Origin of the sequence: Methylobacterium sp. Leaf111 (assembly GCF_001423285.1) — a bacterium.
Lineage (GTDB): Bacteria > Pseudomonadota > Alphaproteobacteria > Rhizobiales > Beijerinckiaceae > Methylobacterium.
This window is the reverse complement of the sequence record NZ_LMNE01000056.1, coordinates 161,333-174,902: the sequence shown is the minus strand read 5'-3', so window position 1 is coordinate 174,902 and position 13,570 is coordinate 161,333. Positions and strand designations below refer to the sequence as shown.

The following is a 13,570-nucleotide window of genomic DNA, read 5'->3' as shown; positions in this document are numbered from 1 at the left end:
GGTCGTGCGGGGTTAGCTCCGTGTAGCACGGTTGGGCCCCCGCGTCGGCTTTTATTGTCACGGCGCGACGCGGAAGCGCCGCGGCTCAGAAGCGTGCCGTCAGGAAGAGGCGGACGTTGCGGCCCGGCAGCAGGATCTCGTCCTTCTTGAACGAGGCCGAGTTGCGGATGTCGTCGTCGAGGAGGTTGCGCCCCTGCAGCCCGAGGGTGACTTCGCTCGCGCCGTAGAGTGCCGGATCGACGGCCTTGGTGTAGCTCACCTCGGCGCGCAGGTCGTTCCAGCCGGGCGTGACCGTCTCGAACGGCGCGATCTCCACGTGGTCGAAGGCGTGCAGCAGGTTCACCCGGGCGAACCAGCCCTCGGTCGCCAGGAACACGCCGCCGCCCAGGCGATGGGGTGGAATGCGTGGCACGTAGGAGCCGTCGTCGAACTGCGCCCGGACGAAGTCGTACTGCGCCTCGAGGCCGGCCCAGCCGTTGCCCACCGGGATCAGGTCGAGCTGCGCGGCGATCTCCGCACCGTAGAAGGTGGCGTTCTGCTGTGCGTAGACGATCTGCCGAAGTTCGTCCCCGCTGCCGCAGGAGGCGAAGTCGTCGCCGCAGCGGTTGCCCGTGTCGCGCTTGTAGATGAAGCCGGTGTAGCGGGTGTAGTAGCCCGTCGCGTCGAGGCGCAGCGGCCCCTGCGCCCGGCGGAGACTCATCTCCACCGTGCGGGCACGCTCGAGCTTCAGGCGGGGATCGCCGATCTCGAAGGTCTCGGTCGCGTCGTGCGGTCCCTGCGAGAACAGCTCGTAGGCCGTGGGCGCCCGCTCCACGTAGGAGCCGTTCACGCTGGCCACGAAGCCGTAGGGCAGGTCCTGGAGGGCGCCGAAGCTGGCGCTCTTGGGCGCGAAGCGGCGCTTGAGGCCGAACGCCAGGGGATCCTGCCCCTCGACCGGCAGGTAGTCGCTCGGGAACTGCACCGCCGTGCTCGCCGAGCGCGTGCCCTCGATGCGCCCGGCCGCCTGGAAACGCAGGCCGTGGCCCACGTCGAGCTGCTCGAAGAAGTAGACCGCGTTCGAGCGCGACTCCGTCGGCGGCAGGAAGCTCTCCCCCTGCGTGTTGAGCACCCGGCGCCCGCTCTGCACGCCGAGGGCGCCCGTCAGCGTCCCCAGGGCGGTGAAGACCGGCACGTGCTGGGCCTCGATGCGCCCCTCGGCCTCCCGGCTCTTGAAGGTGGCCTGGATGCCGTCGATCCCGGTCTCGCCGATGCCGCGCTCGTCGTGCCGGTAGACCGAGCCGCCGGCCCAGAACCGGATCACCTCCAGGGGGCCGTCCAGCGGGCGGTACTCGCCCCGGGCGACGACCCGATCCTGGCGCGGGTCGAGGCGGGTCCGGCTCTCGGCCGCCTCCCCGCCGGGGATCTGGTAGAGCGCGTCGTAGTGGCTGAAGGAGATGCCCACGAAGCCGCGGTCGCCGATGGCCGAGATGCCGACGGAGCCGCCCTGGGATTCGGTGGCCGAGTTGCGCTGGATCCCGCCCGGAATGGCGTAGCTGTCCGTGGCGCTGCGGAAGCCGTCGGCATGGACCGCGATACCGTCCTTGCCGGCATCCACCGTCGCGGCGCCGAGCCGCCCGTTGTCGACGCTGGAGAATCCGGTCGTGACCTGACCGGACACCCCGTTCGCCGGGATGAAGGTCGGGACCCGGTTGTTCTCGGCCGAGACGACGCCGCCGATCGCCCCGGAGCCGTAGCGGAGGGTCGCCGGCCCGCGGATCACCTCGATCCGGTCGCTGACGAGAGGGTTCACCGGAACGGTGTGGTCCTCGCCGAGGTCCGACACGCCGTTGTTGATGACGCCGTTTTCCTGGATGCGCACCCGGGCGTTGTCGAGGCCACGGATGATGGGCCGGCTGGCGGCGCCGGGCGCGTAGGTCGAGGAGGAGATGCCGGGGCGGTCGAACAGGGCGTCCCCGAGGGTGCGCGGCTGCTCGCGGGCGATCTGCTGCTGCGTCACCACGGTGACGGGCGAGTAGGTGCTCGTCACCACCGGGAGCACGCCCACCGGGAACGACGCGCCGGCGTCGCCCGCGGCGCCGCCCGCCCCGCGGACGGGCTGGATCGGGCTCGGCGAGGTGACGCTGAGTTCGTCCAGGGTCGCCTGGGCCTGCTGCGCCGCGCCGGCATTCGCCCCGAGGCCGGCCCCCGCCAGGGCCGCGCCGGCCCACACCATCCGCGATCGACGCACCCGCTCACCCCATCACTCAACGTTATAATGTTTCATGATGCGGATGTTATTGTATGACAAGTGCCTGACGGGGCGCGGACCCTCTTCCCGCTCCCCTGTGGCCGGGGCGCATCACCGGCTGCCGGTCCCGGAGCGGCGTCCGTACGCGCGCCGGGCCGCGTCCCCGTGGCACGTGGTGCGTCGCGGAACCGTGAGCGGGTCGGGTAGATTGCGCAAGCATGTCCGACTTGAACCACCACGACCGGCCGAGCGCCGACGGGCGCCGGGCCGCCGGGGGCCTGCGGGTCACCGTCGACCTGAACCTCTGCCAGGCCTACGCCCAGTGCTGCTACGCGGCCCCCCACCACTTCGTCCTGAAGGGCCGCGAGGCCCTCCACTACGACCCCGCCCCCTCGGCCGCCGCCCGCGACGACATCGAGCGCGCCCGGATCGCCTGTCCGGTGCAGGCCATCCGCGTCGAGGATGCCGGGGCCGACCCGCGATGAGCGACGCCGAGACGCGGATCGTGGTGGTCGGGGCCTCCCTGGCCGGCCTGCGCGGCGCCGAGAGCCTGCGGCAGGCGGGCTTCTGCGGCGCCCTGACCATCATCGGGGCCGAGCCGCACCGCCCCTACGACCGGCCGCCGCTCTCGAAGGCGGTGCTCACCGGGGAAGTCGCGGCCGACGCCACGACGTTGCCGAACCTCGTGGCGCTCGAGGCCGACTGGCGCTTCGGCGACCCGGCTACCGGCCTCGACCGCACCCAGCGGACCGTGACGCTGGCGAGCGGCGAGGCGGTGCCCTACGACCGGCTGCTCATCGCCACCGGGGCCTCCGCGCGCGGCTGGCCGAACGCCGCGGAAGCAGGGCTCGCGGGCGTGCATACCCTGCGGGGCCGCGACGAGGCCGAGGCCCTGCGGCGCGACCTCGCCGCCGGCCCGGCCCACGTGGTCATCATCGGCGGCGGCTTCATCGGCTGCGAGGTGGCGGCCTCGTGCCAGGCCCTCGGTCTGACCGTCACCCTGGTGGAGACCGGGCCGACTCTCCTCGCCAAGGTGCTCGGGCAGCATCTCGGCTCCGTGGTGGAGGCCCTGCATGCCAGCCTCGGCACCACCATCCGCAGCGGCGTGAAGGTGGCGGCCCTGGAGGATGACGGCGCCGGCCGCGTGGCGCGGGTCCGCCTCGCCGACGGCACGGTTCTCCCGGCCGACGTGGTGGTGGTGGCCCTCGGCGCCGTGCGCAACACGGGCTGGCTCGCCGGCTCGGGCCTCGCCTGCGACGAGGGCGGGATCGACTGCGACGCGCAGGGCTACGTCCTCGACGAATCCGAACGGCCCGACACCCGGATCGCGGCGGCCGGCGACGTCGCGCGATTTCCCCATCCGCTCTATCCGGGCCACCGCATCGCCCTGGAGCACTGGGGCCACGCCGTCGCGCAGGGCCGGCATGCCGGCCGGCTCCTGGCCGGCCTCGCGCCGGAGCCCTACGCCGAGGTGCCGGCCTTCTGGTCGAGCCAGGGCGGAATCACCCTCAAGTCGGTGGGCCTGACCACGGGCGCCGACGGCTTCGTCGTGGCCCGGGGCAGCCTGAAGGAGGGCCGGTTCGTGGCGGTCTACGGCCGGGAGGGCCGCTGCATCGCCGCCGTGGCCTTCGACTGCGCCCGCTGGCTCCCAACCTATGCCGAGCACATCGCCGCGGGGGCGCCGTTCCCGCCCGAGACCGGCGGCGTCGATGCCGGCCCGTTCGCGGTGCTGCCGCCGGCCTTCCCCGAACCCGCCGAGCCCACATCTTCCGAGAAGGACGCGGCATGAGCGACCACACCCTGTTCGCGCAGATCAAGGACGAGGCCGCCCGGCCGGACCCGTACCCGCTCTTCGCCCGCCTGCGGGAATGCCCGGTCTCGCGCCAGGCGGACGGCACCTACGTGGCCGCCTCCCACGCGGCGATCGCGAGCCTGCTGCACGACCCGCGGGTGAGCTCCGAGACCCTGCCGCCGGCCGACCGGCCCAAGACCGGCAACCCGCTCAAGGACTGGCTGGTGAAGCCGGTGCGCGACCACATCACCGACACCCACCGGCCCTTCATCTTCCGCGATCCGCCGGACCACGACGCCCTGCGCGCCGCCGTGATGCAGCAGTTCATGCCGGAGCGGGTCCAGGCCCTGCGGGCGCGCTCCCACGTCCTCGTGGACGAGATCCTCGACAGGCTCGGGGACGCGACGGCCATCGATATCGTCGACGACCTCGCCTATCCGCTCCCCGTGACGGTGATCTGCGAACTCCTGGGCATCCCGCCGGCGGACGAGGCGCAGTTCCACGGCTGGGCGACGCAGCTCGCCACCGCCCTCGAACCCGACACCCTGCAGGACGACGACCTGCGCGCCGAGAACAGCCGCACCTTCGATGCCATCTCCGAATACATGCAGGGCCTGATCGCGCAGAAGCGCAAGGACCCGCAGGACGACATGCTGTCGGGCCTGGCCACCGCGCCCGTCGACGGCCACGGGCGCATGAGCGACTTCGACCTCATCGCCACCGCGATCCTGATGCTGGTGGCCGGCCACGAGACCACGGTGAACCTCATCACCAACGGCATGCTGACCCTGCTCCGCCACCCGGAGGAGCTGCGGCGCCTGCGCGAGGACCCGTCCCGCGCCCCCCGCGTCGTGGAGGAGCTGCTGCGCTACGAGCCCCCGGTCCAGTTCCGCACCCGCAAGACCCTGTGCCCGATCACGCAGAACGGCGTCACCATCCCCGAGGGGGCTCCCCTCGTCCTGCTGCTCGCCTCCGGCAACCGGGACCCCGAGGTCTATGCCGAGCCCGACCGCTTCGATCCCGACCGGGCCGACAATCGCCATCTCGGCTTCGGGGGCAGCCTGCACTACTGCGTCGGCGCGCCGCTCGCCCGCTTCGAGGTCGAGGCCGCCCTGGTGGCCCTCGCCCGCCGCCTGAAGAACCCGCGCCTGACCGTCGACCCCCCGCCCTACCGGCCGGGCTCGGCCCTGCGCGGCCCGAAGCACCTGCGCCTCGCCATCGACGGCATCGCTCCGTAGGGTCCGGCCGCGCGGGACCATCCCGAAGGTCAGGCGGACCCCGCAAGCAATGCGCCTTGCTCAGACGGGCTTCTATACTGCTCTTTTAACGGAATATTGTTGGATATAGCCTATTAAAGGTCTCGCGACGTAATCCTACTCAGCGAGACACTGCAATGAAGTTCGGTATTCGGACCCGCCTGTATGCCGGCTTCGGCACGCTGATGCTCCTCATCGCCGGCCTGGGCATCGCATCGCATTACCAGTTCGCCGAACTGTCCGGCCAGTACGAGAACCGCAACCGGATCGAGACGAACACCCGCGACATCTACACGATCACGGGCCTGACCGACCGGCTCATCGCCCAATCCTTCGCATACAGCGCCACGGCCAAGCCGGAGACCCTGGTCGACCTCGATCAGACCCGCCGGAGCATCGTCGAGATCGGCGACCGGGTGACGCGGAACACGGCCTCCGACGAGCGTCGGAAGGTCTACGCCCAATTGCCCGACGGGGGCCGGGACCTGGAGCAGGACGTCGTCCGCCTGGGAGCCAGCGGCGCCGCCCTGGCCGAGGCCCGCACCCGCCTGTTCGACGAGGGCAACGGCCTGACCCGCCTGAACCAGGCCATCCTCCAGGAGATCCGGGCCAACGGCAGCGTGGCGCACCTCATCCAGGCCCAGACCTACGACAGCGCGGTCCTGCTGACGCGGATGTCCGCCTGGCGCTTCCTGACGACCCTGGACCCTAAGGGTCCGACGATCTTCGCGGACTACGCCCAGACGGCCATGGCCGCCGGCAAGGCGCTGCGGGCCCTCGATCCCGACCCGGCGTCCGCCGCGGCGATCACCCGCGGCGAGGCTGCGTTCGCCAGCTATATCGGCGCCTTCCAGGAGGCCGCCAAGGCCATGGAGGACAGCCGCCGCGATTTCGACGGCATCAAGACGAAGGTCGCCGCCATCGCGGCCGCCGGGGTCCAATCCCGCGCCGTCACCGAGGGGCGGATGAAGGCCGTCGCCGCGACCACCGAGGCGACCGTCGCCTTCGGCGAGCGCCTGCAGCAGGGCCTGATCGCCCTGGCGCTGATCCTGGGCGGCGGCATGGCCGTCCTGATCGCCCGCAGCCTGATCCGCCCGATCGCCGGGATGACCGAGGCCATGACCCGCCTGGCCGCCGGGGAAACGGCGGTCGTCGTGCCGTCGCAGGACGCCACGGACGAGATGGGCGCGATGGCCAAGGCCGTCGACGTCTTCCGCCGGAACGCCATCGCCCGCATCGAACTCGAGGCCCAGCAGGTCTCGGAGCGCTCCGCCCGTCAGCGCCGCGCCGACCGCGTCGACGAGTTGGTCAAGGGGTTCGAACGGACGATCGGCGCCGCCGTGGGGGTCGTCACCGCAGCCTCCACCGAACTCGACGCCACCGCCCGCTCCATGACGGGCGTGGCCGACGCGACGAGTCATCAGGCCCAGGCCTCCAGTGCGGCCGCCGAGCAGACCTCCGCGAACGTGCAGACGGTCGCCTCGGCGGCGGAGGAGATGGTGGCCTCCCTGCGCGAGATCGAGCGTCAGGTGAAGCAGTCGAACACGGTCGCGGCCGCGGCGACGCGGGAGGCCCAGGCGACCGACGTGGCCATGGCCAGCCTGTCGGCCGCCGCCGAGCAGATCGGCGAAGCCGTGACGATGATCTCCAGCATCGCGGGCCAGACCAACCTGCTGGCCCTGAACGCCACCATCGAGGCGGCGCGGGCCGGGGAGGCCGGACGCGGCTTCGCCGTCGTCGCCACGGAGGTCAAGGAACTGGCCGGCCAGACGGCGCGCGCCACGAACGAGATCGGCGGACACATCGCGGCGATCCAGCAGGCCACCGCCCAGGCCGTCACCGCGATCCGCCAGATCGGCCAGACCATCGGGTCGGTCAACAGCATCACGGAAACGATCGCCGCGACCGTGATCGAGCAGACGGCGGCAACCGGAGAAATCTCGCGCAACGCCATCGAGGCCGCCCACGGGACGGAGGACGTCTCGGCGAACGTGGCCCGGGTGCTGGCCTCGGCCGGCGAGACCGGCAGCGCCGCCCAGCAGGTGATGATGGCGGCCGGGGAACTCTCGACCCAGGCCGTGGCCGTCCAGCGCGAGGTCGAGACCTTCCTCGACGCCATCCGGGCCGCCTGACCTCGGCCCGGCGCCGGCTGCGCGACGGTCCGTCCCGCAGCCGCGCCGGCATCCGGCCCGGCTCAGGCCCGGACGTCGAGCGTTCCCATCATGCCGAGATCCTCGTGTTCGAGGATGTGGCAGTGGTACATGCGCGGCCCCGCCATGTCCTGGCGCAGGCGGATGCGGACCGTCTCGCCGGCCGCGACGTTGACCGTGTCCTTCCAGGACCGGAATTCCGGCGTCCGGACCGCGCCGCCCTTCGCGATGTCCACGATCTGGAACTGGGTCCCGTGGACGTGGAACGGATGGTCCATGTCCGACTCGTTGACGATGCTCCAGGATTCGACCTGGCCGACCTTCGAGACCTCGTCGATGCGGCCCATCTCGAAGCTCCGGCCGTTGATCAGGAATCGCATCGCCATGCCGCCGGATGGCGCGGCCGATGCGGGTCCGGGCGGCGCCGTCGCGCCCCGGTCCATACCCGCCATGCCGTCCATACCCGCCATGCCTCCCATGCCCGCCATGCCTCCCATACCCGCCATGCCCTTCGAGCCATCCCGGCCGCTGCCCTGCGTCATGGCTTCCGTGAAGACGAAGCGCCGGGAGACGACCGGCTCGCCGAGCGGTGCGATCCGGTTCAGGACCGGCGGCAGGGGCGGGGAGGCGGCGGCCGGCTGGCCCGACACCCGGGCCGTCAGCAGGACGAGGCCGGCCTGCTTCGGCTCACCCGGCCCCATCCAGCCCCGCGCATAGGGGCGCGTCGTCAGCCGGGCCTCCCCGGGCCGGTCGAAGGTGACGATGAGTTCCACGCGCTCGCCCGGCGTGATCAGCACGGCGTCGACCGGAACCGGCGTCTCCACCAAGCCGCCATCGGTGCCGACGAGGAGCATGCGCGCGCCCTTGAGGCCGAGGCGCAGGAACCGGGCATTCGTCGCGTTGACGAGGCGGATGCGGCGCTTCTCCCCCGGCGCTACGGACAGGACCGGGTTCTTCTGCCCGTTGACCAGCACATGGTCGCCGACGCGTCCGTTCATGGCGTCGGCCATGGTGCTCCGGGGCATCGTTCCATCGGCGGCGATCCGCAGATCGGTGAGCATCAGGACGGTGTCGCCGTAGGCGGCCGGAATGGGATCGACCTTCGGCTTGACGAGGAACAGGCCCGCCAGGCCACGATAGACCTGCTCGGCGGTGAAGCCGTGCGGGTGCGGGTGAAACCAGTAGGTCGCCGCGCTGCCCTCGGGGAGATCGAAGGCGTAGACGCGCTCGTCCCCCGGCGCGACCGGGTTCATCGGGTTGCCGTCCTGATCGGACGGGACCGGCATCCCGTGCCAGTGGATCGTGGAGGGCTGTCCCGGAACGCCGTTCCGGAACCGGATCGCGATCCGGTCGCCCTCCGTCGCCTCGATCACGGGCTGGACGCCGTTGTAGAGCAGCACCGGCGTCTCGAGACCCTCCGCGTAGCGCACGACGCCCGGGCCGGCCGTGATCGTCGCGCTGAAGCGGCCGGGAACGGTGGACTGGTTCGGCAGGCGCGGCAGGTCGCGCAGCGGTTGCCCCTGGGGCAGGACGGGCGCCGCCGGCGTCGGGGCGCTAAGTGCACCCTGGCCCGCCATCGTGCCCATGTTGTGCCGCATCTGCGCCGACGCGGGCCGGGACCCGATGAACCCGGCGAGACCCGCCACGAATGTACGCCGCCGCATCCTCAGCCTCTCACCGGTTCATTCGACCAATCCATCAATCGCCTTATCAGGAATTTATCGGCCAACACCATCCCGAAAGCAGCATTTGTTGTATATTTTACAGTATTGACGTTACAGTATTGCGCAAGACTTCGACATGGTATCGTTGCGCGCACGGCGACGCCCCTTCGCAGGCGGGACGCCGCGGCGACGCGCAGACGACCCGCCGAGCGTCGTCGGCGTGTCGTACCGATCCCGAACACCGACGAGACCCTGGACCCCATCGGGGGCGGGCGCGCCTGCCGACGCGCGAAGACACGCGAACAGCACGCGAAACGCGCCGAATGCGGATGAGTCCTGGGACAGATCTTTCCACGCGGTCTCAGCCGGGACCGCGACGCACGGCCTCCGCGAAGGGATCTCGACGGCGCCGGTGCGCCCAACGCGATCCCGGATCGCGGACCCGTGACGAGTGGCCGTGAGGCCCCTAGCCGCCCGCAACGACGACGAGGCGCTGGACCTCGCCGCGCAGGTACGCCTGCAGGAACTTGTCGTAGTCGCGGAACGAGACGCAGCCGTTCGAAGCGCCGCTCGCACCCAGCATGTAGGTGTGGGCAAGGAGGCCGACCCGGCCGTGGATGGCCTCCGGGCCTCCGACGGGGGTGAGACGCAGGGCGCGGACGCCGTGGAACGGCTGCTCGCGCTCGCGGATGTCGTAGGTGCCGAGGGGGGTCGGCCCCCTCATCCGCACATGCGTGTGGCCGGGATTGTCCATGCTCTCGCCCAGCCCCGAATGCGCCTCGAGCTTCTCCCCGTTCGGAAGGGTCACGACCTTGGCGCGGATATCGTAGACCGCGACGCCGCCGGTCGGGCTGGTCGGCACGGCGCTGAGGGCGCGCCGGAAGACGTCGTCGACGGGTTTGGTCTCCAGGGCCGTGTAGGCGAGCCGCGGCGGCTCGGAACTCTCGACGCCGAAGAGCTTCTCGATGAAGGAGCGGGTGTCCTCCGGGGGCGGCGCCGCGCTGGCGGTCCGGGCGGGCGCCGCGCGGGTCGACCGTGCGGAGAGGCGCCCGGCGCGAAATTCCGGGGGCCGCGGCACCGGCAGCGGCACCCACCGCGCCACGAGGGGCGACTGGGCCGTGGCCGGCTCCGCCATAGCCGTGGGCGCGGTCTCGGGCGCGGCCTCGGGGGTTGCTGTCGTGGCTTCGGCGACGCCCGCGGGCGCCGGGACTTCGGGTGCCACGGGCGCCGGGACTTCGGGCGCCGGGTCGGCGGACGTCGCGGCGGCGGAGTCGGCAGACCTGTCGGTACCGACCGGGGCCGCTGCCGGCGGGTCCACCGGCGTGACGGCGGCGAGGGTCGGGATCGCGGCCGGCGGACGGGACCAGGCGACGAAACCCGCGATACCGCCGCCGAGGAGGAGGGCCGCGAGGCCGAGGCCTCGGGCGGCGCGACCGGGTCGGGTCGACATGGAACGCTCGGCAGCTTCCGCCATGGTCGGCTCCATCTCCTGCATGGGCCGGCGCACGTGCCGGGCCTTCGGTCCGGCCCCAGGGCGCGGATGACGGGCGCGCGACTTGCGTCGTCCGTCACGGGGCTATCCGACCCGGTCGACTCGGCGTTTCTGAGGCGGGATTGTGCCGAAACTGGACACATGCTTGTATCCGGCGCGCCTTTATTCGCGGAATCTGCCGAACCTCCGTCGCAAGACTGCCGATCCTGTGTCACCACACTTTCGTCCGGAATGCGATACCCAGCGCGATTCGTCGATCCTCGCGCCGGGGTCGGATCCCGCTCGGCCCCTCGTCCTGGCGGAACGCCGGCGGATGCCCGCGCGGCAGGCCGGCGCGACGGAGCCGGGGGTCGGCCCCATCCCCTGAGGCACGAACGCCACACCCGCCGCGAAAGATCGAGCGGTCCCGGCAAATCCCTTACCGCCCGCGCCCGGCGCCTTGCCGCCAGCGCAATTGCCGGTGACGCAGGCCGAAACGAGGAGCCCCCGGGCTCCCCACCCGCACCTGCTCGGAACATGACATCGATGCCGCGTTCGCTCCCGTCGACAGCCGCCGTCCTCGCGCTCGCCGCCAGCCTCGGCGCCTGTGCCTCCCAGCGCCTCGAGGGTCCCACGCGCGGCCGGATCGCCCCCGGCCCCCAGGCGGCCCTGGAGCCGGTCGTCCCCGCCATGCCGTCCGGCCCGGTCACCTCGGAGCCGCTGGCCCCGCCGCCGGGCGCCACCGCCGCCCCGGCGGACCTGCCGCCCCCGGTGGGCGCCACCGTGGCCGTCGCCCCCTCGACCCCGGTGATCGCCCCGGAGGCGCCCCCCGTCGCCCCGACTCCGCCGCCGGTCGTGGCGGGCGGCCGCTCGTCCGTCGTCGGCACCTGGAATGCCAAGGACGCCACCGGCGCGAGCTGCAAGGTCTCCCTGTCGAGCGCTCCGGCCCTGGACCTCTACAAGGCCAGCGCCTCCGGCTGCCCGAACAAGGACCTCTCCAAGGTCACCGCCTGGGATTACCGCGACGGCGAGGTCTACCTCTACCAGCCCGGCGGCACCGTCGCGGCCCGGCTGCGTCAGGGTGGCGGGGCCCTCGACGGCGCGCTGTCGAAATCCGGCGCGTCGCTGGCGATGGTGCGCTGAAACCCGCGCGACCTCGACACGACCCTCTTGGTATACCGCGACGAAAAAGCGGGTCCGCGCGTCACGGATTGACGCGCAGGCCGAGCAGGAACGTGTTCGCGTGGAAGCTCGAACCGGACGAGGTGCTGTCGAGGCGCTGGTAGATGTAGCTCCCGCGCATCGCCAGCCAGCGGTTAAAGCGATAGTCGATCCGCGCCGTCGCCGAGAATCCGCGCTCGGTGATGTTCACCCGGTCATAGTCGTTCGACAGGTAGCTGATGCCGCCGGTCAGCGAGAGATTGCGCAGGAGATCGTGCTGGACTTCCAGCGTCGCGGTTTGTGTCAGGACACCGCTCGAACCGGGCACCGACGTCTCGACGATGCCCGTCGCTCCATTCAGGCGGACCGTGGTGAGCGGACTCGCGCTCCAGATCAGCGCCGCGGTGATGACGGGCGCCGTCAGATCGCGCAGGGCCGGGTCGACATAGCTGCGGTGCTGAAGTCCCGCCGAGATTTCCCCGGTGACGAAGCGGGTCAGGGCAAAGGATGCGCCGCCCGAGAGCGTGATGCCATCGGAATCGCGCCGTATTCCCGAGGAGTCTACGCGCAGATCGTAGACGCGCGTGTCGGCCAGGACATCGACGAAGGGCGTGATGACGGGCGAGATCTCGTATCCGGCCCGGAGTTGCAGGCCATACTGGTTCAGGTTGCGATCGCTCTGGCGCAGGATGGTGCCATCCGAGAGCTGCGCATCCTCGAACTCCGAGCGGTCGAGCAACCCCCGCAGCGAAACCTGGACCCGGTTGAAGCGCTCGGAGACGCCGACCGTCGTGCCATAGCTCGCGATCAGCGGCCGGGTCGCCGTCGCGGCCGCCAGGTCCGGCGTGCCAGTGCGTTGTGTTTCCAGGAGAAATCGGCCTTCGACCTCGATCCGCGTGTCGCGGTTCGCGTCGATCCGCAGCCGCGTCACGCCGGCTCCGTTCGGTCGGCTGGCCCCCTGATTGTCCGGATAATCGACGTAGCCCCCCCGCAGGTCGCCGGTGAGCTCGCTCGACGACCAGTCGCTCCGGAAGCTCAATTCGCCATCGGTCCGCAGCGCCAGCGACGGCTTGGCCAGCCGATTCGTGATCTGGTCGGGGTTGGTGTCATAGCCGATGCTCTGCTGGATCGCAGGCAGGATCGTGAAGGTGCCGACCTTGATCCCGAGCGGCGCGTAGGCCTCGTCGATGGTGATCGGCCGCCGAAGGGCCGTCGAGAGAAAGAATCCCGGCGTCTGGACACCAGCGAGCGGCAGCACCGTCGGCAACGGAACGCCGCTCACGGCATTGCGCACCACCGGCGTGAGACGCAGATCGTAAGGCGGCACTTGCGTGATCGATCGGACCGGCCGGACCGTCGCGCTCCCGAAGCGGCGCGGCGGGATCGCCCTGAGCCGCAGGAGATTCGTCAGTCCGCGATTGTTGGGCCCATTCGTCCCGCCGGAGGCGAGGGCGCTGCCGGATCGGCTTCCGGCCAGCGCACGGGTGGCCAGTCCTCCGCTGCCTGACGTCTCTCCGCCGGTCGCAGAGCCGTTGCTGTTCAGAACCCCGCTGCCCGAGACGGTACTGCCCCGCAGGCCCGCGCCCAGCGGCAGGACGTCGCCCACGGCCGGCGCTCCGAAGGTACTATCGGGCGCACCGGAGGGAAGCGCCTGAGCCCGGGCAAGGGACGGAAGCGTGAGGGCAGCGATCAGGGCAAAGCCACGAAGACCTTGGCTCTGCCATCCTGCGATCGGCCCTGCGCATGTCACGGATCGACGTCTTTCCGCTGACCTTGACGCCGAAGACGGCGCTTCGAGACCTGGGCCGCCTGCGGATGCGCGAGACGGACGACGCCAGACCGTCTTTCA

General features: G+C 71.4%; 9 protein-coding genes. 5 read left to right on the top strand and 4 right to left on the bottom strand.

Annotated elements, in window-relative coordinates; all coding sequences use genetic code 11:
• Positions 1 to 85 precede the first annotated feature (85 nt).
• Positions 86 to 2,212: a TonB-dependent receptor gene (locus tag ASF41_RS20210; protein ID WP_056496407.1), complete on the bottom strand. Its 2,127-nt coding sequence runs from the start codon at positions 2,210 to 2,212 to the stop codon at positions 86 to 88.
• Positions 2,213 to 2,445: 233 nt separating this feature from the next.
• On the opposite strand from ASF41_RS20210, the gene ASF41_RS20205 reads away from it, so the two are divergent.
• The 4 genes from ASF41_RS20205 to ASF41_RS20190 all read left to right on the top strand — a co-directional run bounded on the left by ASF41_RS20205 (position 2,446) and on the right by ASF41_RS20190 (position 7,407).
• Positions 2,446 to 2,712, top strand: coding sequence for a ferredoxin (locus tag ASF41_RS20205; RefSeq protein ID WP_056211143.1), 267 nt, complete (start codon positions 2,446 to 2,448; stop codon positions 2,710 to 2,712).
• A complete protein-coding gene (locus ASF41_RS20200) occupies positions 2,709 to 4,016 on the top strand; it encodes an NAD(P)/FAD-dependent oxidoreductase (protein WP_056496404.1) in 1,308 nt (435 codons plus the stop codon). Before ASF41_RS20205 ends, ASF41_RS20200 begins: the two co-directional genes overlap by 4 nt.
• Positions 4,013 to 5,257: a cytochrome P450 gene (locus ASF41_RS20195; protein ID WP_056496401.1), complete on the top strand. Its 1,245-nt coding sequence runs from the start codon at positions 4,013 to 4,015 to the stop codon at positions 5,255 to 5,257. Before ASF41_RS20200 ends, ASF41_RS20195 begins: the two co-directional genes overlap by 4 nt.
• 155 nt (positions 5,258 to 5,412) lie before the next feature.
• Positions 5,413 to 7,407 (top strand): methyl-accepting chemotaxis protein, encoded by a 1,995-nt coding sequence (locus tag ASF41_RS20190; RefSeq protein WP_082504698.1) that lies wholly within the window; start codon positions 5,413 to 5,415, stop codon positions 7,405 to 7,407.
• 62 nt (positions 7,408 to 7,469) lie between these two features.
• Here ASF41_RS20190 and ASF41_RS20185 read toward each other — a convergent pair whose 3' ends face one another.
• Both ASF41_RS20185 and ASF41_RS20180 read right to left on the bottom strand, forming a co-directional pair.
• Positions 7,470 to 9,089 carry a multicopper oxidase family protein gene (locus ASF41_RS20185; RefSeq protein WP_056496394.1) on the bottom strand — a complete coding sequence of 540 codons (1,620 nt, stop codon included), beginning with the start codon at positions 9,087 to 9,089 and terminating at the stop codon, positions 7,470 to 7,472.
• A 466-nt stretch (positions 9,090 to 9,555) separates the two neighbouring features.
• Complete coding sequence (locus tag ASF41_RS20180) at positions 9,556 to 10,563, bottom strand: DUF2778 domain-containing protein (protein WP_244479729.1); 1,008 nt, start codon at positions 10,561 to 10,563, stop codon at positions 9,556 to 9,558.
• A gap of 543 nt (positions 10,564 to 11,106) precedes the next feature.
• Between ASF41_RS20180 and ASF41_RS20175 the strand changes: the two genes are divergently transcribed.
• Positions 11,107 to 11,703, top strand: a complete 597-nt coding sequence (locus ASF41_RS20175; protein ID WP_056496390.1) for an AprI/Inh family metalloprotease inhibitor — start codon at positions 11,107 to 11,109, stop codon at positions 11,701 to 11,703.
• Positions 11,704 to 11,764: 61 nt separating this feature from the next.
• Here ASF41_RS20175 and ASF41_RS20170 read toward each other — a convergent pair whose 3' ends face one another.
• Positions 11,765 to 13,471: an outer membrane beta-barrel protein gene (locus tag ASF41_RS20170; RefSeq protein WP_082504697.1), complete on the bottom strand. Its 1,707-nt coding sequence runs from the start codon at positions 13,469 to 13,471 to the stop codon at positions 11,765 to 11,767.
• Positions 13,472 to 13,570: the final 99 nt, after the last annotated feature.

Coding starts and splice junctions, on each gene's coding strand:
- ASF41_RS20190 (WP_082504698.1), top strand. CDS start 5,413: ATGAAGTTCGGTATTCGGACCCGCCTGTATGCCGGCTTCGGCACGCTG.
- ASF41_RS20205 (WP_056211143.1), top strand. CDS start 2,446: ATGTCCGACTTGAACCACCACGACCGGCCGAGCGCCGACGGGCGCCGG.
- ASF41_RS20185 (WP_056496394.1), bottom strand. CDS start 9,089: ATGCGGCGGCGTACATTCGTGGCGGGTCTCGCCGGGTTCATCGGGTCC.
- ASF41_RS20175 (WP_056496390.1), top strand. CDS start 11,107: ATGCCGCGTTCGCTCCCGTCGACAGCCGCCGTCCTCGCGCTCGCCGCC.
- ASF41_RS20180 (WP_244479729.1), bottom strand. CDS start 10,563: ATGGCGGAAGCTGCCGAGCGTTCCATGTCGACCCGACCCGGTCGCGCC.
- ASF41_RS20200 (WP_056496404.1), top strand. CDS start 2,709: ATGAGCGACGCCGAGACGCGGATCGTGGTGGTCGGGGCCTCCCTGGCC.
- ASF41_RS20195 (WP_056496401.1), top strand. CDS start 4,013: ATGAGCGACCACACCCTGTTCGCGCAGATCAAGGACGAGGCCGCCCGG.
- ASF41_RS20210 (WP_056496407.1), bottom strand. CDS start 2,212: ATGGTGTGGGCCGGCGCGGCCCTGGCGGGGGCCGGCCTCGGGGCGAAT.